This window comes from Streptomyces sp. NPDC059010, assembly GCF_042740355.1.
Lineage (GTDB): Bacteria > Actinomycetota > Actinomycetes > Streptomycetales > Streptomycetaceae > Streptomyces.
Genome location: NZ_JBHYJA010000023.1, coordinates 1 through 21,446 on the forward strand (window position 1 = coordinate 1; position 21,446 = coordinate 21,446).

General features: G+C 68.4%; 15 protein-coding genes and 2 pseudogenes. 3 read left to right on the plus strand and 14 right to left on the minus strand.

From position 1 onward, the window contains the following. Positions 1-1,896: 1,896 nt before the first annotated feature. The 4 genes from ACFWYS_RS24635 to ACFWYS_RS24650 form a co-directional block, all read right to left on the minus strand. Complete coding sequence (locus tag ACFWYS_RS24635; RefSeq protein WP_384772818.1) at positions 1,897-2,775, minus strand: Wadjet anti-phage system protein JetD domain-containing protein; 879 nt, start codon at positions 2,773-2,775, stop codon at positions 1,897-1,899. Positions 2,776-2,951: 176 nt separating this feature from the next. Continuing rightward, on the minus strand, positions 2,952-7,409 hold the full coding sequence (locus ACFWYS_RS24640) for a hypothetical protein (protein ID WP_384772821.1): 4,458 nt from the start codon (positions 7,407-7,409) through the stop codon (positions 2,952-2,954). Positions 7,410-7,433: 24 nt separating this feature from the next. Beyond that, entirely contained in the window at positions 7,434-8,249 is an 816-nt protein-coding gene (locus ACFWYS_RS24645; protein ID WP_384772824.1) for a hypothetical protein, read from the minus strand. Further along, positions 8,246-9,829, minus strand: a complete 1,584-nt coding sequence (locus ACFWYS_RS24650) for a hypothetical protein (RefSeq protein WP_384772827.1) — start codon at positions 9,827-9,829, stop codon at positions 8,246-8,248. Before ACFWYS_RS24650 ends, ACFWYS_RS24645 begins: the two co-directional genes overlap by 4 nt. Before the next feature lie 877 nt (positions 9,830-10,706). Here ACFWYS_RS24650 and ACFWYS_RS24655 point away from each other — a divergent pair. After that, a complete protein-coding gene (locus ACFWYS_RS24655; RefSeq protein ID WP_384773110.1) occupies positions 10,707-11,162 on the plus strand; it encodes an NUDIX domain-containing protein in 456 nt (151 codons plus the stop codon). 33 nt (positions 11,163-11,195) lie between these two features. On the opposite strand, the gene ACFWYS_RS24660 is transcribed toward ACFWYS_RS24655, so the two are convergent. From ACFWYS_RS24660 to ACFWYS_RS24700, 9 genes and pseudogenes are all read right to left on the minus strand, one after another. After that, positions 11,196-12,050: a hypothetical protein gene (locus ACFWYS_RS24660; protein ID WP_384772829.1), complete on the minus strand. Its 855-nt coding sequence runs from the start codon at positions 12,048-12,050 to the stop codon at positions 11,196-11,198. Positions 12,051-12,219: 169 nt separating this feature from the next. Continuing rightward, the gene (locus ACFWYS_RS24665; RefSeq protein WP_384772832.1) at positions 12,220-13,344 is read right to left on the minus strand and encodes a DnaB-like helicase N-terminal domain-containing protein; all 1,125 of its coding nucleotides are present in this window, start codon (positions 13,342-13,344) and stop codon (positions 12,220-12,222) included. Further along, positions 13,344-14,607 (minus strand): annotated as a pseudogene (locus ACFWYS_RS24670) (DNA cytosine methyltransferase). Before ACFWYS_RS24670 ends, ACFWYS_RS24665 begins: the two are co-directional and overlap by 1 nt. 5 nt (positions 14,608-14,612) lie before the next feature. After that, positions 14,613-15,485 carry a hypothetical protein gene (locus ACFWYS_RS24675; protein ID WP_384772835.1) on the minus strand — a complete coding sequence of 291 codons (873 nt, stop codon included), beginning with the start codon at positions 15,483-15,485 and terminating at the stop codon, positions 14,613-14,615. Between the two features lie 97 nt (positions 15,486-15,582). Then, complete coding sequence (locus ACFWYS_RS24680; protein ID WP_384772838.1) at positions 15,583-15,831, minus strand: hypothetical protein; 249 nt, start codon at positions 15,829-15,831, stop codon at positions 15,583-15,585. Between the two features lie 358 nt (positions 15,832-16,189). Further along, entirely contained in the window at positions 16,190-16,954 is a 765-nt protein-coding gene (locus ACFWYS_RS24685) for a hypothetical protein (RefSeq protein WP_384772841.1), read from the minus strand. Positions 16,955-17,090: 136 nt separating this feature from the next. Then, a complete protein-coding gene (locus ACFWYS_RS24690; RefSeq protein ID WP_384772843.1) occupies positions 17,091-17,903 on the minus strand; it encodes a hypothetical protein in 813 nt (270 codons plus the stop codon). Between the two features lie 61 nt (positions 17,904-17,964). Beyond that, positions 17,965-18,567, minus strand: a complete 603-nt coding sequence (locus ACFWYS_RS24695) for a hypothetical protein (RefSeq protein WP_384772845.1) — start codon at positions 18,565-18,567, stop codon at positions 17,965-17,967. 47 nt (positions 18,568-18,614) lie between these two features. Next, positions 18,615-19,046: pseudogene (locus ACFWYS_RS24700) on the minus strand (TraM recognition domain-containing protein); the annotation flags it as partial. 39 nt (positions 19,047-19,085) lie between these two features. Here ACFWYS_RS24700 and ACFWYS_RS24705 point away from each other — a divergent pair. Then, positions 19,086-19,454: a hypothetical protein gene (locus ACFWYS_RS24705; RefSeq protein ID WP_384773128.1), complete on the plus strand. Its 369-nt coding sequence runs from the start codon at positions 19,086-19,088 to the stop codon at positions 19,452-19,454. Positions 19,455-19,536: 82 nt separating this feature from the next. Then, the gene (locus tag ACFWYS_RS24710) at positions 19,537-20,511 is read left to right on the plus strand and encodes a TauD/TfdA dioxygenase family protein (protein WP_384772848.1); all 975 of its coding nucleotides are present in this window, start codon (positions 19,537-19,539) and stop codon (positions 20,509-20,511) included. Positions 20,512-20,546: 35 nt separating this feature from the next. On the opposite strand, the gene ACFWYS_RS24715 is transcribed toward ACFWYS_RS24710, so the two are convergent. Then, positions 20,547-21,425, minus strand: a complete 879-nt coding sequence (locus ACFWYS_RS24715) for an alpha/beta fold hydrolase (RefSeq protein WP_384772850.1) — start codon at positions 21,423-21,425, stop codon at positions 20,547-20,549. Between the last annotated feature and the right edge of the window lie 21 nt (positions 21,426-21,446).

The following is a 21,446-nucleotide window of genomic DNA, read 5'->3' on the forward strand; positions in this document are numbered from 1 at the left end:
CACGCGGGGGGGGTGGCCCCCCCGGGCGCCCGTGTATCCAAACACCGACCCGGGGTGTATGGTTTGCACGCCCCCCCCTGGGGGGGACCCCCCAGGGGGCGACCGAGGATCGCAACAACGCGTAGGACCAGGAGGTGGAGGAGGACGACGAGTGCGGCGGTTGCTCTCCGGGGTGACCGAGGTTCGCAACGTTGAGAACTTGGCGCGCGAACCAGTGCGCCTTGGGGTGGCGGTTGCCCTCCGGGGTGACCGAGGATCGAAACGTCAAGCACTTCATCCGGCCGGAGCAGGTAGCCGAGGCGTGGCGGTCGTCCTCCGGGGTGATTGAGGATCGCAACATGTACCGCAGGGCAACGATCGGCAGACCCAGGCAGAGCGGCAGTCGCCCCCCCCGGGATGACCGAGGATCGCAACACCGAAGACGGCGAGTACATCCGCACCGAGTACCTGGTGGCGGTCGCCCTGCAAGGCGTCTGAGGGTCGCAACGGCTCCAACCGGTCCACCAGCATCAGCAGTCGGTAAGAGTGGCGGTCGTCCTCCGGGACGACCGAGGATCGCAACTTCCGTACCGATCCGCCGCACAACTGGAGCCAGCCCGGTGGCGGTCGCCCTCCGCGGGCCGGCCGAGGATCGCAACCTGTACCAGGCCGGACCATACGGTCATGCTGACGGCGAGTGGGGGTCGCCCTCCGGGGTGACCGAGGGTCGCAACTTTGTGTCCCACCCTCTGCAGGAGGGGTGAAGCCTGGGTGGCGGTCACTATCCGGGCCACCGAGGATCGCAGTAACATTGACACTGGCCGAGCCCAACACGGCATCACGTGGCGGTCGCCCGCACACGGCGACCGGGGATCGCAACGACTATTGCGTAGGGGCAGGGTGGTTGTGGCCGGTACTTGCGGTTCCCCTCCGGGGTGACCGAGGATTCCAACACGCAGCTGCTCCACGAGGCCGCTGTGGGCGACACATGGCGGTTACCTTCTGGGGTGACCGAGGATCCCAACGGCGGGTGCGTGGGGGCGTTGACCAACCCAGTGTCGTGGCGGTCGCCCTCCGGGGGGACTGAGGATCGCAACGTGTAGTACCAGTCGCCTTTGCCGCAGTAGACCCGCGTGGCGGTTACCCTCCGGGGCGACCGAGGATCGCAACTGCTCCACGAACTCGTTGTAGTGGTCGGCGATGTCGTAGCGGTCGCCCTCGGGGACGGCCGAGGAGCACAACGAAAATCCGGACGTCTCCAAGGGCGATCCCAGGGTGGCCGTCGTCCTCTGGGCCGACCGAGGATCGCAACGAGCCGCACTTGCGCGAGCACTAGGATGCTGAGGGCGGTGACGGTCGTCTCCTGGAGTGACCGAGGATCGCAACCGAGGGGTGCCGGGGACTGGCTTTTCTTCTATAGGGGTGGCGGTCGTCCTTGCGGGCGACCGAGGATCGCAACATACAGGCGGCTCGGGCCGCGCAGCACCGCGCCGCCTGGCGGTTGCCCTCAGGGCGACCGAGGATCGCAACCACCTCGGGCAGATGGCGGTCAAGGCGGGTACGTACCTGGCAGTCGCCCTCTGGGGCGACCGAGGATCGCAACAAGCGTGGGACCTGACGGGCTGACTTGGACTCCCCCCAATCAGGCTTCGCAGGAGCTGTCGCCCGTTACCTATCCGGCGGGCTGCGCTCTTGCACCAGTGGTCCAGTGCAAGAGCGCGCGAGCCCCGGCGGGCCATATCGGGCAGCATCAGTTTGATTAGCGGCCATGAGCTGGAGAAGGCCGCGTCAGAGAAACCCCTCCGCGGCCGGATCCAATCGGGTGCCGACTTCAGGCTCGTACTTCACTGAACTGGCGTTAGCGGCCGCGTTCCCTCTGCAGGAGCCATTGTCGCCGAGCGAGGGTATGGAGATTGCTCATCGCCAGGCGGATTCGGTGCCGAGTTCGTTCCGGTTGGTTGCCTCCTGCGCGAGGCGTTGTCCTTTGGCCAGCAGGGCGTGCACTGCCTGCCGAAGTTCTCCGGGAAGCCATGCCGTCAGGCTGTGGGCCCGGTCGCTGGCGATGACGTCGCCGGTGGTGGGTTCGTGGGCGAGTAGCAGGCGGTACAGCCCCGTTGCCGGTTCGATAGGTGGCAGCCCGTGCTGGAGGCCGTTGATTGAGGCTCTGGCCGGGATGGCGATGCCTTCGGCGTCGAGGTCGCCGTAATAGACGATGCGGTGGATGTCGGAGAGTTCGGCGATATTTTCGACGGATGCTTCGAAGGCTCTTCCGGATCCGAAGGCGATGTGTCCGATGCGGCCAGGGTCGGGCTTGAGTACCTCGCGCAGGGTGGCGTAGGTGTCGCTGTTTTCCACCACGAGCATGGTGTTGCCGCCGCCGAGCCGACGGTAGGCCAGCGGTGGCGGTTCGCGGTAGGTGGCGAGTTGTTCGAGGGTCAGCCTGCCCGGGGCGAAGAGCGCACCGGTGATCAGGGTGTCGAGGCGCTTTTCGTGGCGGAAGATGTCGTACGAGCGCTCGCGCAGGGGGAGTGGAGCTCGTCGGTCGGGGCGGTTGTGGGTGTCTCGGAACCAGCGGTTGCAGGCGAGGAGGTCCTCGGTCTGTGATGCGGTCAGCCGGGCACGGTAGGCCCAGTCGAGTTCTGGTCTCCACGAGACATGCCTGCGTGGAGTGGCGGATTTCGTGGGCGTGGCCGTGGGGAGCCGGACCTGCTCGGGAAGGGCCGGGTGGCCGGCATCCCATTTCGTACGGGCGGTGGGGAGGTTGATGATGCCGTGTTCGGCGATTTCGTACAGCAAGGTGGCGAGCGTGCTGCGTGCGTGCTCGCCGCTGGCAGGGCCCGGCAGAGCCTCTCGGAATGCCTCCATGAGGGTGGCCCGGCCGACGGTGACGCGTTCGGCGCGGGCCTGGAGCGCGGCGCTGAGTTGTGCTGCCGCTGGGGAGAGCAGCGCGCGGACCTGATCCGGGGGTGAGGTCATCGGGCGTCGTCCTGTTTCCTGTAGAGCCGGGCTGAGGTGAGGTAGCCGGCGGGTTCGGGGGCGTTTTGGTCGGGGGCGATGCGGGGCGTGGGGATGAGGGCGTTGCGTACTTGGTCTTCAAGTCGGATGAGGGAGAGGCCGCTTCGGGCCTCGGCGTCGTTGCGGAGCTGGATGCGCATGGGGAAGCGTGAGGTGACGTCCTCGTCGCTCAGTCCGGTGGTGTAGATCAGCTGGATTCCGAGGGCGGAGGCCATCTCCATCTGGATGTCGACGAGGTATCCGGCATTGGCTCGGCCGATGGGGTTGTCGAGCAGGAGCAGTCCGCCGTTGCGTGTGCGGCTGCGCGGTCCCGGCGAGGTGCGTAGAGCAGCGAGCGCGCAGTACAGGAGGATGGCCCCGGTTAGTTCTTGGCCCCCGGAGAAGACCCGGCTCATTTCCTCCACCGGCACGCGGTCCACGCGTTGGGCGGCGTTGGGCTTCATGACCTCGGCGCTGAATCCGCGGGGGACGGCGGCTTTGAGGCAGCGCATGACGACATCGGTGCCCTTGAGCTTGCGGGTACGCAGATTGCCGGCCAGCTCGTTGACGGTTTCGTGCATCTGGGCGGCGAGAGCGGCAAGGTCCGGCTTCTTGTAGCGAATGGTGAGGAACTTCTGTCCGGACCAGGGGGTGTCCCCGTCGGGGAAGGCGGAAAAGCGGCTGGCCTGGTCCAGGCGTTGCAGGAGGTCGGTGACGTGGCCGCCGAGTTGCGAGGCGAGGGCCTCGCGGGCTTTGGCCATGCCTTCCAGGTCGGAGTTCAGGGCTGCGATGCGAGAACTGAGGGCTGCGGTCCAGGTGGCTGCCATGGCGGGGATGTGGCGGCTGTCCAGGGCGGAGATCTGGGTTCGTAGCGGGATGTCGAGTCGTTCGAAGCGGACATCGGCAGGTACTTCTTTGAGCCGGCCGACGCCGCCTTCCAGCTTCCGCTCGGTTTGGAGGGCTTTCTCACGGGAGCTGATGTACTCGGCTGTGACTCGGCGTGCGGTGCGCTCGGCAGCTTCCGCGCTACCGTCGTAAGGGGCCTGGTCTGAAGGGATGACCAAGCTGCGGACAGCGGACTCCAGCAGCGGCAGGACACGATCGAATGCCGCCAACTCCCGACTAGAATCGGTCTGAGCGCGGCGGGCCGCGTTGAACACTTCCGCGGCAACGCGTTCGCCCTCCTGAGCCGTGTTGTGCTCGCCTGTGGCCAGGGCCAGAAGGCTGCGGGCTTCGGCGAGGGTAGCCGGTGTCCACGCGGTGGCGTCCTCCTCACTCAGCGGGGCAGCCGGGGACAGGCGTGTGGCACGTTCTTTGAGGCGGATCGCCTGGTCGCGTAGCCCTTGAAGGGTTTCGTCGCAGGTGCGCACACGGGTTCCGAGGGCGCGCAGAATGGCATCGACCTGTACCTCGTTGCCGGCCCGCGCATCGTGGCTGTACTGCATGGCCAGGCTCTGTACGTGGCCGGGGACCCTATTCCATTCCTCCTGACTATGGAGCAGGGCCTGCTGCGCGGCGTCGGCCCGTTGCTGCTGGTCCTCGCCGACCTCGACGCCCTTCAGCTCGTCCTGCGCCTGGCGGTAGCGATGCTGGAGAACGGGAAGTGGCTCCAGAGCGGCGTCGTGCGCGTCCTGGGCCTGTTGTGCTTGAGAGGTGGCGGTGATCGCGTCCCGTGCCCGGGCGTAGCCGTGTGCTTCCTGTTCGGCCGCCTCGATCGCGCGGGCGTGACGCACGATCTCGTCCCCGGCCTGGCTGATCTGGCTGCCCAGGGATTCGAGTTCATCGGTGCGCGCTGCGCCTTCGGTGGCAAGCACCGCGATCCGGGTCTGCGCCTGGGCGGCAGCAGACTCGTCCTGCGCCAGATGGGCCAGGCCGTCGGCGGTGCGCTGCGCGTCCTGCGCCTCCTCGGCGAGGCGATCACATTCGCCCTCGGCGCCTTCCAGCGCGGCCGCATGCTCGCTGGCTGCTGTGCGGGCACCTTCCACTGCGGCCTCAGCCGCCTCCGCTGCGTCTTGCAGTTCGCCCAGCTGCTCAAGCCGGTTGGGCACGGGCAGGTCACCGCAGGCATCACGCCAGTTCGCGATCTGGCTCACCAGATCCCGTACTGCGGTGATGCGTTGGCCGAGCGCGTCCACCTCGCGGGTGACGGCGGTGATGCGGGCGTCGACCGCGGCGCGCTCGGCTGCGGCGGCCTCCTCGTCGTGGAGAGCGGGAGTGGGCTCGACGACGAACCGGCCGTTCTCGGAAGCCGCGTGAGAGCTCAGCATCCGTTCTCCGGTTCCCACCGTGACGGCGGCGGACGGCAAGGGCCGCAGGTGCTCCACGCGGCTCCTGGCGGCTTCCAAGCCGTCAGGCCCGCCCACGATGATCCCGCCGACCAGGTCAGGATGGGCGCTGATGACCTGCTGGCGCTCCGTGGTCGGGACGTTGTCGCGCATCCACTGCCAGCCGGGCACGGCGTGGATCCCGTGGTCCGACAACTGCCCACACAGGTCCCGGACTTCTTCGGCCGCAGGCAGAAGACCCTCGCTCGTGTCAAGGAGGGCGAGCAGGTCCTGGTCGTGCTGCAGGTCCATGCGCTTGCGTGTCAGGGTGGATTCGAGGCCGCCGGCGCGTCGCTCAGCGAATTGGTGCAGGCCGACGGCATGGTCGTGGAGCCAGCGCAAAGCGTCCCCAGTGCGCAGCTCGCCGCTGTCAGTCTCCAGCAGTTCGGCACACAGCGGGTTGTCGCGAACGGCCTCGGCTCGAGTCCGCAGACGGCTGACCTCCTCATCGGCGGCCGTCGCGGCGGTCCGCGCGGACCAGGCCAGTTTCTCCTTCGCCGCCAGGACGTTGTATGCCTGGTCGCGCAGGGCGCGGATGGCGTCGCGGCTGTCCTTGGCCTCCCGGAGCAGTTGCTCGCTGTGGCGCGCGTGCCCCTGCATGCGCGCTGCGGCGTCGGCGGCACTCTCCTGCGGGGCGACGAGTTCCTTGTCCCGGGCAGCGCTCAGGCGTGTCGCGAAGGCGCGGGTCACCCCCTGCAGGGTGCGGGTTTCCTCATTCGCGGCCCCCACCTCGGTGAGGAGCTCGTCGCTGCGGGTACGCCACTGTTCGATCAGGCGCTGCGTCTTGGCGGTGGCGTCCTCGTGGGTGCGGATCGTGTCCCGGACGTTTTTCTCGGCGCGGGTGTATCCCGCGCGTAGCGCTGCTGCCGCGGCGTCGAGGGCTTGTACGTACGGTGCGGCGTTGCGCTCTGCCTCGGCGAGGGCCTGCTGGGCACGGTTGTGGTTGTCCAGCGCCTGAGCATGACGCAGCGCGATCGGCACGGTCTGCCACGCCGCGCTCTGGTCCTCGACTTCCTGCTTGTCCTTTTGGGTTTGGCCCCGTTGCCGTGTGATCTCGTCCAATTCGAGGGCATGCGACTGAGCCTGCACGTGCTGCAGGCGAGACTGGGCGAGTTCGCGGGCCCGCTTGACGCCTTCGAATGTGCGGTGCGTGCTCTTGACGGTGGAGTTGTCTTCGGCTGCCGCGGCGGTCAGCGAGGTGTGGCGATTGCGGAGGGCGGCGGCGAGGCGGACCAGGTCCTTTTCAGCGGCGTCAGCCGCACCGGCATGCTCTTCCAGGGCGTGATGAAGGTCGGCGACGTCCTCGCACGCCTGCCGCATCTCGAGCGCGAACTGCCGTTCCCTTTCCCATAGGGCACGCGCGTCGTGCGCGGCGGCATAGCCCTGGAAGGCCGTACCGAGTTCGGCGTACTGGTCATCGTCGGTGGCTTTGCGGAGCAGCCACTCGACGAAGGCGTCGGCGCTGTTCGTGGTGAAGGCCGCGGCGGCGTCGCTCTCCTTGGCGTTCATCCTGCGCTGTACGTCGAAGAGATCGGGCTGCAACCCGAGACCGCGCTGATGCTTCTCCCACTTCTCCTGGCCCTCGACGATGCGCAGCTCCAGGGCTTCAACTCGCTTTTCCCAGTCGCGAAGTTCGGTGCAGTAGTCCTCGAACGGCACCCAGTGCCCGTCGCGGTGGAAGGGGAGCCGGTCGGCGTCCAGAGCTGCGGACGGATGAAAGCTGTAGAAGCAGCGGTGCAGCTTGCCGTCGTGATCGAGGGCAAGGACCTGTGCGGTGACCAGCAGGCGTCCGGTGCGGGCGTCGGCCCATTCGAGGACAACGTGGGACGGCTGGGCCATGGAGACGACGAAGTTGCGCAGCGTCTCCAGGTCGCTATGGCGGTACGGGATGGTGGTGCAGGTGATACCGGTCAGCAGCACGCCCTTGCCGCCGCCGTTTTGCAGCATGACCAGGCTGGCAGGTGCGGGGCGCCGGTTGACGTGGCCGGCGTCGGGGATCAGCGAGGCCGTTTCCACCTCGGCGCCGGCGCCGGAGAAGTCCAGGGGAACGTCCTCGTAGCGGGCATCTCGGGGCCCGAAGTTTCGCAGCAGAATGCGGTTGAGCTCATACATGAATGACGTCCTTGGAGAAAGCGGTCAGCTGAACAGGTCGGTCACCGGCACGGCATCCGTCGGCGGCAGGTCGTCGCCTGCGGATGGCCGGGCGGGGGCGGTCGCGCCGCCGGTGGGCAGGACGGCGACGCCCAGTGCCGCTAGTTCCTGCAGCATGTCGCCTGCGGCCTGGTCGCGGATCTGCAGCCGGTATTTGACGTTGGTGACGTAGGTGCCGGCATCCTCGTCGCTGACCTTCCGTACGAAGCCGTGCTCGGTCAGATGCGTAAACGCCCTGCGCACCAGGGCCCGCGTCGTAGCCCGTGGCGTCTTATCCGCCTGTGTCTTGCCCGTGGCGTTGCGGCGCAGGTAGGCCCGCCACAGTCCTTCCAGCCCCGGCTGATCGGAGGGCGGATCCACGTCACCATCGGCCTGCGCAAGGCGTCGTTCGATGGTGGCGGCCACGGCCCGGACCTCTTCATCGACCTGCTTGACCGAGATCCGGCCGATGTACTCGTCATCGTCGAGGTCCTCGGGACGGGGGAAGGCCAGAGCAGCGATGGTGAGCTGTGCCAGCAGGTACAGCGGGCGATCGGTGGTCTGCGGGACGAGTTCGGGGACGGACACCGCGAAGTCGGTCTCGGGCGTGGTGCCCAGGACCAGCCCCGGCATGTGATGGACTTCCAACACAGTCAAGTCGAAGCCCTGAGCGACCTTCCGTACGAGCTGGGCAAACTCCGGTTCGGTATCGAAACGCTGCACGAGCCGGGCGTATTCGCCCGAGCGGGCGGGCGCCTTGCCGCGTGCCATGGCAAAGGCGACCATCCTGGCGGCCTCGGCAGCATCCTCGTGACGGTTCATGCGCTCTCCTGATCGAGTGGACGGGCGCCAGGGCCTTCCAGGCGGCGAGGGGCGGGAACAGCGGGCGGGAGCGGGCTCGTCTGCGGCTCTGCCATAGCGGTCCCGCTGGTGCGGATCAGGAGAAAGTCGCTGCCACCAAAGCGTTCGTCATCCAAGGTGGCGCCGTCGTCCACGGCCACCACGGTGGCTTCGCCATCGGCGAGTTGGCGCACGGGAATCAGCCGGAACAGCTGCTGCACGCGGCTGGCGAGCAGCTCATCGGTACCGGATTCTGGGCCGGTCCCCGTACCGGGATGACGTGTCGCCTCCAGCAGGGTGGAGAGCCGAACGCCCTGGTCCGTGACGGATTCCAACAACGTGTCCACGGCGCGGTGCTGTTCGTCGCTGAACGCGGATGAGTCCTCTATCTCCGACCAGTTGTGCTCGCTCTGAACCGGAACCAACTCGCCGCCTACCTGCTCGGTGACCTTGGCCAGCGCCTCGAAGAAGTCCGGCAGATACATCACTCGAGGCCGCACCGGGCCCAAGACGGCGCGGGTGAACGCCTCCAAGGGGCCAAGACAGGCGTCGAGTGAAAGTTCCAGGGCCGGTTGAAGAAGCTGCTCATGCAGATGTACGCGCGCGTGAATCGCTGGTGCCACGAACACCTGACGGTCTTGCTGTCGCCGAAATTCCGGGCCGACCTTCATCAGCATGTCGATCAGCACGGAATGACGCTGCCAGCACTCATGGATGAGCGCTCCGAGGTCCTCCAGCTGCCTGCGCTTACGCTCGTCGTCGGTGGCTTCGAGGAGCTGGTTGACACGCTCCTTGAGCTGCGTCTCGGCCGCGGACCTGCTGCGAACATGCTCCAGCGCCTCTTCGACCGTGTCCTTGACCTCCGAGTCCCAGTCCACACTCCGCACATTGCGCTTCATCGCCTCGACGCGCCCATGGATGTCCTTGGCGTACCGGATGCTCTGGATGCGTGCGCCGTGCGCAATCTGCCACGCCTCGCTGATGCGGGCCCGTTTCAGGAGCGCCTCAAGCTTGGCCTCGGCGGCGATCTGTTCCGAGGCGATATCGACATCGATCGCGTGCACCAGCACCGTGATCGCCGCATCGGTGGCGATGAGGGCGGCCTGCCCCACCTGATCGGGGACTTCCTTGAGGATCTGGAAGGACGCCTCGCGTGTCTCGAAGCCGTCGTCCGTCACGTACCCGATCTCGTGACGAAACGCGCGATCGCGTTCCTCGGTATTGATCAGCCGCTCGGTGACCCAGCGCGCGACCGCCCGATACTCTTCGCCCGTCCGCCCCGGCAGTTGCAATGCCGCGAACTCGGCTACGTGCTCCACGACCGCTTCCTGCCGCACGGCCGTCCGCATGTCCGTGCGCAGCGTCACGACATCAATCGCGGCCAAGGCCAACTCGGCCATGCGGTACTGATCCCACCCGCGCTCCTTCTTGACCTTGCTGGTGTCCAAGGCCAGCAGCGGATAGACGACCGCCAGGGCCCGCATCCGCGACGTGATGCTTTCGTAGACCGCGGACGGCTCTTCAAAGATCACCAGGTCTGCCCCCAATTCCTTGTCTGGCACTGTGAGTTCAAGCTAGGACACGGCACTGACAATCACCCCGAATTCGAACTGTTGCGCCATTCCTTGATGGGGTGTGAGCCGGCCTGGCGGTGACAGGCGTGCTTGCTCTCCCGGGTCCGTTCCCAGTTGGCATAGCCGCTATGGCGTCGTGTGGGCATGAATGCCTGCGGCTGGCGTGAATTCAATGGCTCAAAGGTGCTGTCTTGATCGTCGGGCCGAGATGTGTGGGTTCTCGGGGGCCACCGGTGTTGAGACGGGGCGTACCTCACCCGAGAGTCGGTCGGTCCCGTAGGCTCGGTAGATAGTCGGATGGCGATGAATAGTGCCGCGTCCTGTTGGATGCTTCGTTGCTATGGGCCGGCCTGAGCTGGGTGATGCGGGCGGGGCTGGGTAGCCGAGTGGGAGGAAATTCACGTCAGAGCTCCTCTTCGGCTGGGTCGAGTCGGACGATGGATTTCCAGGATGTGGATGAACCCCGGTTTCGGTAACCGGGGTTCGTGTGCTAGTTGGCGAGCGCCCTGGCCTGTTTTCCGTTCCCAGACTCAGTCCACCGGTGGACCTGTCGATTTTCCAGATCACGCCGAGGTCCATTCCTCCTTGGAGGGACGCCTCTCGTTGCTTGGGAGTCTGGCCGCGGACCCAAGTGGAAAACTCGGCTGCGCGTCTGCTCAGCGCGACTCCCGGCAGCGGCGCGCTACGCGGAGAAGGACGACCAGGGGGCGTACGTGCCCCGGAACTTGGAGGCGGACCGTGCAGCTTCTGCGAAAGACTGACCGAGCCCATGCGCTGGGGGTATCACTCCCACCCATTGAGAGCGTTTGGAGGAGCACGATTGACTGAGTCCGATCAGCAGGAGGCTCGGTGGAAGAGCGAACCGATGACGACGCGGCTCATCGCAGCTGTGCTCGTCACGGATCCTGACAACGGCAGACTCCTCATCTTGCAGCGAAGCAGCCACTTGGATTTCGCGCCCGGCGAGTGGGATGTTCCCAGCGGCAAGGGCGAACCCAGGGAACGGATCACCGCGACTGCGGTACGAGAACTGAAGGAGGAGACGGGCGTCGTGGTCGCCGAGTCGGACCTGCGCCTCGTCCACATCGTCCATGGTGCCTGGGGATCGGAGGTCCCGGGGATGTTCATGGCCCTGGTCTTCCACACGGACCAGTGGAGCGGTACGCCCCACAACGCGGAACCGCACAAGCACGACACCATCGCCTGGGTGCCTCCGGACGACCTTCCGCAGCCTTTCACGCACACGACCCTGGACGCCGTGAAGCGATACCTGGACGGGGGCCCGATCCTTTCGTTCGACGGTTGGTCAGAGGCCGGATGACGGTCAGTCCGGGCGGCTGCCGTAGGACTGTGGTCAATAGGCGTGAAGCCGGGCCGTGAGCCGCGCGGCTTCCTTCCTGGCTGGCTCCAGCCTGGGATCCTTGGCTTGCGCGTGCGGCCCTGCGACCTTCGCGCAGAAGAACAGCGCCATCAGCAGGCCGGATCTGCTCTCCAGGTCCGGCCGACGCTCGCTCCACACACGTTCTGCCAAGGGCGGGACAGCGAGAGAATTGCCCCAAAGCGTTGCCGCGTCCAACCCTCGGGGCGCCATGCCCCAGTCCTCCCAGTCGATCATGCAGAACTCCGGACCAGTCACGTTCGCCCACGTCAGATCAGCATGAGCCGGCAGCCACTCCTCTACAGCGGTGTCGGCCACCCCGGGAAAAGTCTCCTCGAGGGTTGCTGTCACCAGCTCCTGCGTGATGGTTTCGGTGTCCGGAGTGGCGACGCGAGGCGTGGCCTGAGCGGCGAGCGCGTCCAGCGAAGCATTCAGCGCGGACCACCACGCATCCGGGAGACGAGGGTCTTCGATCACGAGAGCGGCCTGACCGACCGGCGCGGCGTTGACCAGTTCCATCTCGTCCGCCCGCCACATCACCGATTCACCTGGCTCACGCCATGCGAACCCGGCGTACCACCAGGGCATGACGACCCCGCTCAGGACAGCAGCGGATTCCGGGCCGTTCCAACCCTGGGCACTGATCCGGTCGAACCCACGCCGCTCGATGCGCACCCAGGTACCGCGGTCCGTCCGCGCCCCGACCGTACGGCGCTTGCGCACCACCGTCTCCCGGTCGAGACGCACCTGCAGTGACCGCTCCACACGGTCCAACACTCCACTGAGCGATTCCCGGCGTAGATCAACAGCACGAGGCGCAGACATCGTCATGCGCGGGACCGTAGCAACCCACCGGAGCCGGATTCTGAGACATCCGGCTATTTCGGTTTTACGGCGGCGTGGTCTCGGTCTTCCTGGTGCACCGCCGCTTCTCGTCGCAGAAGGCCACGGGCTCGCCGGTCTGACGCAGTTGCTGAATCTGAACCGCGGCACGGTGAGGTCATCGGTGGGCGCGCGCGGTGGCGATGGCCGGCCGGTGTGACGGACCGGCCCGGGGAGGCGAGGCGGCGCGCGCGGGTGCAGGCGTGGCGGGTGCGGGCGGCGGCGTGGTGGCGCGGTTCCAGCGGGTGCGCAGGGAGTTGAGGTCGGCCAGGGCGCGGCGGCTGCCGGTGATGAGTTGGTGGGGGGTGTTGGCGGGGTCGTCGGTGTAGGCGGCGATGCGTTGGGCGACCGCGCGGGCGCGGGCGAGGAGGGCGCGCTGGAGGACCTTCTCGCCCCAGTGTTCGGGGGAGCCGGCTGGGGTGGAGACCAGGGCCATCAGTTCGCGGGGGGTGAGCGAGTCGGTGATCAGTCCGCGGTGCTGGGCCTCGCCGAGGACGGTGACCGGGTCGACCATGTCGCCGCGGTGCACCAGGGCGGTCACGCACTGCCACAGCGCGGCATGCAGCGGCAGGATGAAGTCCTCTGCGGCCAGCCACTGCATCTGCTGCACCTCTGCCGGGTAGGCGGTGGCCGTGGCCAGTAGGAGCCGTTCCTCGTCTAGCTCTTCCTCGCGGGCCTGACGGGGCACCTCGACCGGGTGCGCGGTGCGGGGGAGCGAGCCAGGGTGCAGGGCGAACTGTCCGGCGAGGGCGTCCAGGACGCGGCCGATGCCGTCGGCCAAGCCGAGCGTCGTGGCTGCAGGTTGGGCCAGGCCGGGGTCGCTCGCGGTGGAGTCGAGACGCTCGGCGTGCCTGCGAAGGATCCGACGGGCGTGGTCGGCGCGGATCATCCTGGCGTACGCCGGCGCGTGCTTGGGAGAAGGGCAGAACTGGATGAGTGCGTGCACGTAGGACACGTTCAGGCCGGGAGCGTGTGGGCGGGCGTGATGCAGGACCTGGTTGAGCCAGGCAGTGTCCTTGGCATGGTCGTCCGGGTCGGGCGGCGGGAGGGTGCGGATGGCGGTGAACAGCGCGGCGTGGGTGTGGCTTTCGAAGTGCTCTGCGCTCAACTGCTCGGTATCGGACAGGCGCGGGGGTTCGAGGAGGAGGGCGCCGAGCAGGGCCTGCTCGGCGTAGTGGACCGGTTTCGGGGCCGGGACGCGGTCGAGGCCGTCGTCCTCGTCGGGATCGGAGGTCTGGGGCATCAGGCTGTGAGGGCGAAGTCGTCGGGATTGAGAGGCTTGTTGAGGTGCGGGGCGAGGAGGTGCGCGGCCAGGCGCGGGGGGACGGCGTTGCCGATCTGGGAGAACTGCTGGCCCTTGTTGCCCTGCCACGGGTAGTCGGGCGGGAAGGACTGCAGCACGCCGGCTTCCCGGGCGGTGATTCTGATCGGCTCCGGTACACGCCTCTGTTCGCCGCCCGATGCTCCGGTGGTGTCGGGGATCCAGGCGCATTCGTTGGCCCGGTGGCCGAAGAACAGCGTGCCGGCCGGTTCGTCGGCCCGGCGCACGGTGGCGTTGGCTTGGTTGTTGCTGCGCAGCGACCACGACCAGCCGTGCGCCTCGGCGGTGAAGGCGGGGACCGGGAGCATCTGCGGGGCGATTCTTACCGGGCCGGGCGGCCCAGCCGGAGCCCTCTGTGCGGGTGGCCGGGGCGGTCTCGGAGTCGGGGTGGGGTGTCCAGGTGCCGCGGTTGCGGGCGTCGGTGAGGGTCTTGCGGGAGCCGGAGGGGAAGGGTTCGGGGCCGCCTCCTGGTCCCCCGCCAGCGCACACGGTGGGCACGGGGCGGTCGGTGGCGCCCCAGCCCAGGGCTTCGGCCATGGAGACCCAGCGGGCGCGGCCGGGCCCGAGCAGGCTGTCTGGCTCGGCGTGTTGCGCGTGGGTGGGTGGCGGGGGCTGGGCGGTGCGGACGCGGGAGGCGAGCAGGATCGCCCGCCGCCGCGTTTGGGGGACGCCGTAGTCGGCGGCGTTGAGGATCCCGGTCCATACGGAGAAGCCCCAGCCGCGCAGGATGGCCGCGTACTGCCTCCACAGCGGCAGTACGTCGGGGACTTCCTCCATGACCACCCACTCGGGCTCGCCCACGGTGTTGAGGGCGTGGAGGTAGCGCATGGGTTCGGCGGCGAGGAGAGATCGTTCGTCCGCGCACGCGTCGAGCAGCTGCTCACGGGTGTCGCGTCCGGCGGCGAGGTCGGCGACGGCCTGGTGGACGAGCGGCTGGTCGACCAGACCGAGACGTTTGCCTGCCATGCTCCATGCCTGGCAGGGAGGGGAGGCGATCAGCCCGAGGACGCGGCCGGAGAAGATCCACACGGGATAGCGGGCGACGTCGGTACGGATCGTCAACTGCCCGGCCATGGCGCGGGTCTTGCAGGCCCACTCGTCCCATTCCAGGCCGATGTCCCGTGCGCCGAGAACATTGAGCGCGTGGCTCCAGCCGCCGGGGCCGGCGAACAGGTCGAGGATGATCCGTCTCAAGAAGCAAGCCCGAAGTCGTCCTGCACGGGCTCGACTTCACCCCGGCAGGCCCAGGGGGAACAGCCGTCGGCCACGCCGTTCTCCAGCTCCTCGACCGCGGCGGAGCGGTCGTCGAGCGCCTGCTGCCGCGCGGCCCACTCGGCGGCGGTGACGTGATCGATGGGGGCCTGATCGAGCGGTACGCGGGAGCGGTGCAGGAACGCCTGACCGAGCAGCCGGTTCCCGGAGGCGTTGGCGCGGGCGTTGCCCTGGCGGATGGCCGCATCGAACGCAACCACGTCCGCCCATTCCTCAGGGCTGGTGTCTCGGATATTCCTCCACTGAGCGTTGCCGTGAAATGGGCAGCCCAGACAACTCGATTTTGGCGTATCCGCCAGGCCAATGGAGGTGAGGTAGCGGACGCAATCCGCGCGCGACCAATTGAGGTCGATGAGCGGGTGCCGATTGCGCATGTACTTGACGTCTGCGTCCTTGGCCCGGTGGAATTCGTCGGTGGAGATGCCGACCCACTGCTCGACGAACACACCCTTCGGGATGCGCAGCGGGTATGGGTATCCGAGGAGTTCCCGGACCTTCTTCTTGATAGGCTTGATTTTATATTCACCGGTGCACTGGCGCCTGGTCATGCCCTGCTTGCCGTCCTGATTGAGGATGTATAGGGGCATCGAGGCAAACCGGTGATCGGGGTCTAGGGCGTCTTTTCTTATGTGTCCGGAGGAGACGCGCAGGACGGGTATTCCTGCGGGTGCTGCGATTTCCCGTTCGAGGCGGTCGAGATGGGCATAGACTGCGCGGGGTTCCCAGCCGGTATCGGCGAAAATTGCGTAGTCGACCTTCGGGAGGATTCCCTCAGCGGACAGTGCCAGCATGGCGCTGGACTGCACGCCCGCGCCGAGCGAGATGGATCGGAAGACAGGGGTTGTGGAAATAGGGGCTCCTTGCGGGAGACGCTGGAGGCAGGCGGGGTCAGCGTCGGTGGGCGGCGGGGGCTGTTGTGAAGTGCTTCGGAGGATCCGGCGGCCAGAGCTGGACCGCAGCGGGCGGGAAGGTGAAGCCGGAGATGTGGGCTAGGACGGTCAGCCCGAGCGGGGTTGGCGCAAGGCGTTGGCCGATGGCCGAGGCGGGGTGCGCGGCGCGGTCACGGTGGGCGAGGCCCTTGCGTTCCAGGGCGTGCCAGGTGGTGATCGCGATGTGCGCCGAGGTCTGGGTGTCCACGTAGAGCGAGCCGGTGGTGCGCTGCCTGATCCGGCTGGGCGTGCGAGTGAGGACGCGCAGAGCGGCGCGCTGCCGCCACGTCAGGCCACGCGTAAGGGCCGACAGCTCAGCAGCTGAAATGTCCGGACTGCTCTGGAAGTCCAGTGTCGGGGCGCGCCAGTCGTGGGGGTGCTGTGGCGGAGTGGGGAGGTCGGACGGGACGATGAGCGGCTCCGGATATGTCTGCGGGGTCTTGTACGGCGAAGTGAGTTGTTGCTGGTGGGGCCCGGAAGGCCGTGGCGCGTCGCTGATCTCCGGCTGTTGAGCGAGGGCGGCTTCCCGGGGCGTGGAGGTGGGGTGGCTCGCGCGGTGCGGCGGTTCAACGGCTTCGGGTGGTTGCCTGCGTGGCAGCGGGGATCGGGCGGGGCGTCGCGCCTGGAGCGGTCCCTGGTCCTGTAGGGGGTAGTCCGATGACGGAGGCAAGAGCGGTGATGCCTGCTGGTGTGAGGTGCACGCGGTCTTGGGCCGGGCCGCCGATGTATGCGCCGGGGGCGGAGTTCGGGATCCGTGCGGCAAGGTCCTTCGACTCCAGGGCCCGCAGCGTGCTCATCAGGACCTTGCGTTCCCGGGAACGCGTGAACTCCCGCCCCAGGGCGCTGCTGGCCGCGACATGACCGCAGGCGATCTGCGCCAGGGCGGTGCGCTGGGTGGCAGTGAGCCGTTCATCCGGTGCGATGGCGGTCGACCAGTGGCGTCGCCTTGTCTCCGCGGCGAGAATCGCGGCGCAGCCGACCGCGGCTTCGGGAGCCAGGGCGGTCAGCTCACGAGCCGATTGGATGCCCAAGGAGGCTGATGCGGTGGTGAGAAAGGCGAGCTGTTTCAGCCGCACCAGCGTCTCCATCAACTCCGTGCTCTCGTAGAGCCGTTCATCCTGGATGGCCTTGACCGCGATGCGGGTGTCGGACGCCAGGCGCTGCGCGGAGTCGGCGTGGGCCTGCGGCTCGGGTTCCGTCGCCGTGCGAAGGAGGACGTCGAGCGCGTCGTTGTGCCGGGTGTACTGATCGGCGAGGTGGAGCAGCCGCTCGACGGGTGTCAGCGGTGGCGGCATGTCGAACAACAGGGCCTCGGCGGGCGGCGTGGTCATGAGCGGCGCCGTACGGTTGGGGCGGCCACGGATATGGCGGCGGTCGTGCTCGGTGTCGCGGGGCGGCGGGGTACACCGAGCCAGGCGCGGTCCGCAGCCAGGGCTTGGCCGGCGTGGCCGCCGGGGACGAAGCCGTTCACCGCCGCCTCCCGGCCGCGGCGGCAGCGGGAACGGGTGCCTTGGCGTTTGAGGTTGTCGGCGTGCGGGCGGGTTTCTGGGTGTCCAGGGCCAGCCGTCCAGCAGCGGTGACCGTGACCTTCCGGCTCACGAAGAGCGACGTCCCCTGCTGGATGCGGATCAGCTTGTTGTCCGCGAGCACGGTGAAGGGCTTGCTGTGGATGGTGCTGCCGTCGTCGGCCAGGACGGTCTCCCGGCTGCTCCGCAGAGACCGGGAGACGCTGGTGCCACCCTGGGCGATCTCCTCCAGGGCCGCGTACTGGGCTGAGGTCAGCTGGGGAAGCGGCGGCAGGTGCTCCGGGTGTTCCTTGAGGTCGCGGATGATGCCCGATGCGGTGTAGAGGCAGCCGGTTGCACACAGGTCCAGTTGGTGGGCGGCGTCGCCCAGGGCCTCGGCCAGACGAGGGGCGGCCTCGGCGTGCCGGGCCTTGCGCACGGTGTCGTCGTCCAAGGGCGGGCTGCCGGCGAAGACGGTTCCCTCCAGCGGGTTGTCAGCCACCGCGCTCGCGAGATCGAGAGCGGCCACGGAAGCCGCTTCCACGACGGAGCCGAGCGCCTCCAGGGCGGGACGGCTGCCCGGCACCAGGGTGTACTGGCTGCCGTCGAGGGCGACCAGCCGCATCACGGTGCGGCCGATCAGCTCGTGCACCTGGGCGATCTTCGGGGCGAGCTGCTTCAGCAGCTCGCTGCCCGGCTGCGCCTTCAGTGTGCTGACGCTGGTCTTCAGGGCGCCGAAGTCGGCGCCGAGCTGGCGGAGGTGGTCCACCTGCACGGGCAGGTCGATCTGGCGGATGGCGATGGTGGGTCCTCAAGAATGTTGGTGGTCCGGGAGGTCAGTGGGTGCGGCGCCGCACCGGCCCTGTGGCCGGGCCGCAGGGGATGGCGGCCGAAGTGCGCTGGGGCGCGGCGGGGATCGCGTCGGGGGTGGGGATGCCCAGCTCGACGTGGACATCGAGTCCATGGGCGTAGGCGTGGGATTCGGCGCGGACGACCGCGCCCAGCAGGTCATGCTCGCTCAGCGGCATCGACGGCTCGTACGAGGAGCCGTCGGTGGAGGGCGTGAAGCCGTGCTGTTCCAGGAGGGATCGGGCCTCGTCCGTGGTGGCGGTCGCGGTGAGGGTGGTGTCGGTGAGAGTGAAGCGGAGGTCGGGCTCGGGGCAGGGGCTCTGTCGGCTCCGGCGGGTGGTCCAGGACAGGTCGACGAGGTCGTGGGTATGGGACAGGAGTCCGTACATCGCTATGCCGGCCCGCTCGTTGGCCTCCTCGGAAGCGGTGGGCGGGAGCAGATAGACGGTCCGACCGTTCACTTTGCGGGCGGTGAAACCGGCGTCGGTCAGCAGACGGTCGGCGCTGCGAATATGGCGGTTGAGGACGACGAACGTGTGCGCGTCATCGGTGGACCCAATGAACACGTCAGGCACGTCCACGAAGGACACGGGATTCTCCAAACGCTCGGGGCAGCATGCTGCAAGGGGGGCGGGTCTCATGCGGCCTGGCCGAAGTCGTCGCGTGAGGGAGCGGCTTTGGCAACGGCGCGCGCTGTGATGGCCTTTGAGGCGCGGGCGGAGGAAGAGGCGAGGGTGTCGGCGCCGGGCTCTGCGTACCAGGGGCGAAGGTCGAGCATGGCGGCGCGCATGCCGGTGGCGAAGCACAGGGCGGTGCCCTTGGGCAGGGCCCGGATCGCGTCCGCGGGCAGGATCCGTTCCTGCCGCATCGACACCGACGTCGACTTCCCCGACTCGGAAAGGGAGGTGGAGGTGGTCTCCACGTCATGGTCGCCGATGAGGCGGGACAGCTTGTCGGCGAAGTCCGGGTCGTCGATGCCGGAGCCGATCACCTTGACCGTGGAAGCGGACCACATGGCGTCCATGCCCGCGTCACCCCACACCTTCTGGCCCTGGCGGTAGGACTGCAGGTGACAGATGAGAGGGTCGGGCGGGTGAGTGAGACACCGATGAACACCCTGCAATACCGCTTTGACGGGCCAGAAGACGCCCCGGTCCTGATCCTCGGTCCCTCACTGGGTACCACATGGCACATGTGGGACCTCACCACTCAGGAGCCGATCGGGGCACCGATGACCGGCCGCACCGACAGCGTCCAGACACTGGGCACCGCGACTGTCGCCGGCCGCATGATCGCCGTGACCGGCAGCAATGACGGCACCACTCGTCTGTGGGATCTGGCCGGCTGTGAGGAGATCGGAGAGCCGTTCACCGGCCACCATCTCCAGATGGTCACCGAGGCAGCAGGAATCCCCGTCGCCGTCACGACCTCTGACGGCGGCGTCGGCGTGTGGGACCTGACTGCCTCCACCCGCTAGTCGCCACACCCGCCGGACCCTGTCACGATCTTCCTGGAACCGGCTCGGACCGGAGCCGGTGCGGACCATCGACGGAGTGCGCATGACGACGGACAGGGCCACCGCGGAAGGGACGGAGCAGGTCGCGGGGATCGAGGTGAAACCGGTCGCCGGGCACATCGGGGCGGAAATCACGGGCGTCGACCTGGCCGGGGAGCTGGACGACGCCGCGGTCGCCGCCATCAGGGCGGCGGTGCTGCGCTGGAAGGTCGTGTTCTTCCGTGGGCAGCGGCTGGACCACGCCAGGCATGTGGCGTTCGCGCGGCGGTTCGGGGAGCCGGTCGTGCTGCGCAAGCGGGGCAGCGCGTCCCCGGCGGACTTCCCCGAGGTCGAGACGACCGCCGACCGGCTGGAGCTGGGCGGGAAGTTCGGCATGGAGCACGACGAGTGGCTACGGCGCCGCCGGCACACCCTGCTGCGCGGCTGGCACTGCGACCACGGCGCCCGGATCGACCCGCCCGCCGCGACGATCCTGCGCGCCGAGACCGTACCGCCCTACGGCGGCGACACCACCTGGTCGAACCTGGCGGCGGCGTACGCCGGACTCTCCGGCCCGGTGCGGGAGTTCGTGGACGGCCTGCGCGCCGAGCACCGTCTCGGCGTCGGCTACCAGCCACGGCCCGGTGACGACGCGTACGTCCGTCATCTGCTGGACCATCAGGTCGCCTCGCTGCATCCGCTGGTGCGGGTCCATCCGGAGACAGGGGAGCGGGTGCTCTACGTCAACGGCTACTACGTCGAGCAGATCGCCGACCTCTCGCGGACCGAGAGCCGGGCGATCCTCGACATGCTGCTGGAGCAGGCGGTGCGGCCTGAGTACACGGTCCGCTTCCGCTGGGAGCCCGGCAGCGTGGCCTTCTGGGACAACCGGGCCACCATCCACCTCGCCCCCGGCGACAACGTCCACCTCGACTTCCCCCGGATCATGCACCGCGTGATGCTCGCCGGTGAGGTGCCGGTCGGGGTGGACGGGAAGCCGTCGGAGCCGATCGTCGGGACCGAGCCGGGGCGTTGGTGACCGGAGGGCTGCGGCTCGGTTCAGTTCGGTTCGGTTCAGCGGGCGAGTAGCTCCCGGAGTGCCTTCGCGATGTCGGCGGGTGCCTCCTCGGCCATGAAATGGCCGCAGCCGACCGTGGTGTGCCGTACGTCGGGTGCCCAGGCGCGCCACAGTGCGGCGGCGTCGAAGCCCAGGGCCGCGCCCCAGTCCTGCTGCAGCACACCGACCGGCATCCGCAGCGTGTTTCCCGCCGCCCGGTCGGCCCGGTCGTGCTCGATGTCGATGCCGGCGGAGGCCCGGTAGTCGGCGACGATGGAGGGCACCGCCTCGCGGCAGGCCGCCAGATAGGCGGCGCGGATCTCGTCCGGAACGGCCTGCCGGTCGGTCGTCCAGATGTCGAGGAAGTGGCCGAAGAAGGCGTCCGGGGCGGCGCCGATCATGCGCTCGGGCAGGCCGGGCGGTTGGGCCATCAGGTAGAGGTGGAAAGCGACGGCGGCCGTGACGCCGTGCAGCACGTCCCACATGTCGAGGGTCGGCAGGATGTCGAGACACGCGAGGTGGGTCACGGTGCCGGGGTGGTCGAGCGCGGCGCGGAAGGCCACCAGGGCGCCCCGGTCGTGCCCGGCCAGCGCGAACCGCTCGTGGCCGAGTTCGCTGGCCAGGGCCACGATGTCCGCGGCCATGGTGCGCTTGGCGTAGACGGTGCCGTCGGTCTCCGCCGGTTTGTCGCTGGCGCCGTAGCCGCGCAGGTCGGGGCAGATCACGGTGTGCTCGGTGGCGAGGTCGGCGGCCACATGGCGCCACATCAGGTGGGTCTGCGGGAAGCCGTGCAGCAGGATGACCGGCGTACCGGATCCGCCGACGGCCGTGTGCAGGGAGACTCCGTCGGCGACGGGGACACGGTGCTGATCGAAGCCGGCGATGACAGGTGCCACGGTGCCGCTCCTTCCGATGTG

Coding starts and splice junctions, on each gene's coding strand:
- ACFWYS_RS24640 (WP_384772821.1), bottom strand. CDS start 7,409: ATGTATGAGCTCAACCGCATTCTGCTGCGAAACTTCGGGCCCCGAGAT.
- ACFWYS_RS24645 (WP_384772824.1), bottom strand. CDS start 8,249: ATGAACCGTCACGAGGATGCTGCCGAGGCCGCCAGGATGGTCGCCTTT.
- ACFWYS_RS24655 (WP_384773110.1), top strand. CDS start 10,707: ATGACGACGCGGCTCATCGCAGCTGTGCTCGTCACGGATCCTGACAAC.
- ACFWYS_RS24660 (WP_384772829.1), bottom strand. CDS start 12,050: ATGACGATGTCTGCGCCTCGTGCTGTTGATCTACGCCGGGAATCGCTC.
- ACFWYS_RS24665 (WP_384772832.1), bottom strand. CDS start 13,344: ATGCCCCAGACCTCCGATCCCGACGAGGACGACGGCCTCGACCGCGTC.
- ACFWYS_RS24675 (WP_384772835.1), bottom strand. CDS start 15,485: ATGCTGGCACTGTCCGCTGAGGGAATCCTCCCGAAGGTCGACTACGCA.
- ACFWYS_RS24685 (WP_384772841.1), bottom strand. CDS start 16,954: ATGACCACGCCGCCCGCCGAGGCCCTGTTGTTCGACATGCCGCCACCG.
- ACFWYS_RS24705 (WP_384773128.1), top strand. CDS start 19,086: ATGAACACCCTGCAATACCGCTTTGACGGGCCAGAAGACGCCCCGGTC.
- ACFWYS_RS24710 (WP_384772848.1), top strand. CDS start 19,537: ATGACGACGGACAGGGCCACCGCGGAAGGGACGGAGCAGGTCGCGGGG.